The organism is Nosocomiicoccus massiliensis, from assembly GCF_000438455.1.
GTDB classification, from domain to species: Bacteria; Bacillota; Bacilli; order Staphylococcales; family Salinicoccaceae; genus Nosocomiicoccus; species Nosocomiicoccus massiliensis.
This window is the reverse complement of sequence record NZ_CAVG010000084.1, coordinates 1-2,976: the sequence shown is the minus strand read 5'-3', so window position 1 is coordinate 2,976 and position 2,976 is coordinate 1. Positions and strand designations below refer to the sequence as shown.

General features: G+C 38.4%; 3 protein-coding genes. 2 read left to right on the top strand and 1 reads right to left on the bottom strand.

The window, feature by feature from the left end:
* Window positions 1-436: 436 nt before the first annotated feature.
* On the bottom strand, window positions 437-1,321 hold the full coding sequence (locus TJ68_RS03780) for a fructose bisphosphate aldolase (RefSeq protein ID WP_040928832.1): 885 nt from the start codon (window positions 1,319-1,321) through the stop codon (window positions 437-439).
* Between the two features lie 110 nt (window positions 1,322-1,431).
* Between TJ68_RS03780 and TJ68_RS03775 the strand changes: the two genes are divergently transcribed.
* Both TJ68_RS03775 and TJ68_RS03770 read left to right on the top strand, forming a co-directional pair.
* Entirely contained in the window at window positions 1,432-2,373 is a 942-nt protein-coding gene (locus TJ68_RS03775; RefSeq protein WP_162138451.1) for an ABC transporter ATP-binding protein, read from the top strand.
* A 12-nt stretch (window positions 2,374-2,385) separates the two neighbouring features.
* On the top strand, window positions 2,386-2,955 hold the full coding sequence (locus tag TJ68_RS03770; RefSeq protein WP_040928831.1) for a nitroreductase family protein: 570 nt from the start codon (window positions 2,386-2,388) through the stop codon (window positions 2,953-2,955).
* The last annotated feature ends 21 nt before the right edge of the window (window positions 2,956-2,976 follow it).

Sequence of the window (2,976 nt, the reverse complement as noted above, 5' to 3'; positions counted from 1 at the left end):
AATATTTTCTAAAAACACATATTTTTGATTTTATAAACTTTTCAAATGGTTTTTAGGAGAGGTGCAGGAGTTCTTTTGCTATTTTTTCTCGAATCGTCGGCGAGATGAAAAACTCACCGTCGCTGTGGAGATTATCGTCGGCGAGTTTTTGATACACCGACGCAAAATGAAGTATCGTCGGCGAAAAATGGGAAATCACGAATTTCACCGACGATTCGGTAATTCCCGTCGGCGAATAGAAATTTCGCCGACGAAAGTCCTGTTAGCGTCGGTGGGGAATGGAATTCACCGACGATTACCATAATCATCGGAGAGATTCAATTTTCGCCGACGATTCCACCACACCAACTCACCACGCAGCTAAATCTAACTGATGAAACAACCGCAAAAATAGAAAAACCGAATTCCATCGGAATTTCGGTTTTATCATCTTTAATTATTTCTTGTTTACTGAAGCGTCGTAGATTTTTTCTACTGAATCAGCGAGTAGGTTGTTGAATTCTTCATCAGTTTGATCGACTGATAATCCTTCTGTTAACCCGCGTGAGAAGCTCGCGATGATTCCTTCGTTTTCTTTTAATAGTTCGTTTGCTGTTGCACGGCTATATCCACCTGATAATGCAACGACACGAATGACGCGTGGGTGGTCGACTAATTCTTTGAAGTTATTTCTTACTGAAGGAATTGTCAGTTTAAGCATGACGTCTTGTCCTTCTTCTAACTTATCTAACTCGTCTAAAATCGCAACTTTTAAAATGTCTTCGATTTTTTCTTTGTCTTTAGAGTTGATGTCAACTTCAGGCTCGATGATCGGTACTAATCCTTTTGCTAAAATTTTCTTACCGATTTCGAATTGTTGTTCTACAACTTCTTTGATCGGACCTTCGTTTGCTTCATGGATCACTGAACGCATTTTTGTACCAAAGATGCCGTGTTCATTTGCACGGTCTAATAACTCATCAAGCTCAGGCATTGGTTTCATTAACTGAACTCCGTTTTCTTCATCAGCAAGTCCTTTATCTACTTTTAAGAATGGCGCGATACCTTTGTCTCTTAAGTATTCAGCAGTGTATTTACCGTCGACTTTACTTTCCATCGTTTGTTCGAAAAGAATTGCACCTAAGATTTTGTCGCTAGTAAATGCTGGTGACGTTACGATACGTGTACGCATTTGGTGTACAAGATCGAACATTTCCTCTTCAGTATCGTAGCTATCTTCAGCGATACCGTATAAGCGTAAAGCTTTAGGTGTTGAACCTCCACTTTGGTCTAACGCTGCAATAAATCCATTACCGTTTTTAACTTTGTCTAAATGTGACATGTATGAATTCCCACTCCTAAAATAATATTAAGCATAATCGCTCATCATCTATATTATGCTAGATTTCTCGATTTAGTTCAATATGTAAGCAATTTATGTATAATATAATTATGGATAAAGTACAACTGACTCAAGTGAGTAAGCATTTCGAAGATACGAGTGCATTACGAGACATAAATATAAATATAAAAGAAGGAGAATGTTTGGTAATTGTCGGTCCGTCAGGATCAGGTAAAAGTACAATTTTACGTATAATTGCTGGACTCCTTGAACCGTCACATGGTGAAGTGTATATCGATGGTCAAAGAATGACCGATGCTAAACCGAAGGACCGTAATTTAACATTTGTGTTTCAAAACCTTGCACTGTACCCGCATTTAACAGTGAAACAAAATATCGAGTTTAGTATAAAGAAACATATGAGTAAAGAGGTGCTCAGAACTCACGTCGAAACGATTGCGACTGAACTTGGTATTAAGCGACATTTAAATAAGCTTCCAAACGAACTATCAGGCGGTGAACGCCAGCGTGTCGCGCTCGCTAGAAGTCTCGCGACAAATGCAGATATTATATTAATGGATGAACCACTCGCTAGCCTTGACACGAGTTTAAAACGCGAAATTACTGACTTAATTTTACGCATTAAAACTGAAGAAGAGAAGACGATTATATATATCACGCATGATCATAACGAGGCGATGAAATTAGGCGATAAAATACTCGTTTTAAAAGACGGTGAAGTCGAGCAATTTAGTGACGTTTCTAAAGTGTATCATCATCCAAATAATCCGTTCGTCGCGCAGTTTTTCGGAACGTACCCGATGAACGTTTTTACAGGCGACGGTAAATTATTCGCTGTTAGACGAGAAGATATTAAAATCGTTGACGATGGCATTCCAGTAACCGTCGACGATGTTGAAATCGTCGGAGGGGATGCGTTTGTTTCATTTACATATCGGGACCAACCGATGGTATTACTAACGAGAGACGAGAACGTAAGTGTTCACGACGATATTCAAATACAATTTAAATCACTACACGAATTTCAATAAGGAGAATGGCCAATGAGCGTAATTGAACCAATTTTAAATAGAAAAAGTACGAAGATATTTAAGAAGACAGAACCGATTTCTAAAGAAGCGGTTGAAACGATTATAGAAGCGGCAATCCAAGCGCCGAACCATCACATTACTGAACCTTGGAAGTTCTTTGTTATGCAAGGAGAAAATATGCAGCAGTTTTATGATGCGGCGATGGAATTCCAAAAAAATCGTGACATTAGTGAAGAAGAATTTCAGCGTATGAAAGTTAAAATGATCAGTAAAACGATGGTTGCTCCAACTGTCATCTTAGCGGTCTATAGTAAAAATAAAAATAAGACACGCGGTAAATACGAAGAAGATATTTTAGCAGTCGGTGCAGCAATTCAAAATATGCTCGTTCAAGCGACGAGTATGGGCATCGATTCTATTTGGAAGACTGGGCCAGTTTATAATGCTACAGAAGTAAAATCAGCACTAGGCATTGAAGAAGACGAAGAAGTTGTAGGGGCAATTTTCTTTGGAGAAAACGACAACGCAAAAGAACTTCTTAGAAAACGTACTGATAAACGAGAAAAGACAATTTGGCTATAAAAATAACCATCCTTTTATATA

Bases quoted from the DNA above. Each gene is read 5' to 3' on its own strand.
- TJ68_RS03775 (WP_162138451.1), top strand. From the start codon at position 1,432: ATGGATAAAGTACAACTGACTCAAGTGAGTAAGCATTTCGAAGATACG.
- TJ68_RS03770 (WP_040928831.1), top strand. From the start codon at position 2,386: ATGAGCGTAATTGAACCAATTTTAAATAGAAAAAGTACGAAGATATTT.
- TJ68_RS03780 (WP_040928832.1), bottom strand. From the start codon at position 1,321: ATGTCACATTTAGACAAAGTTAAAAACGGTAATGGATTTATTGCAGCG.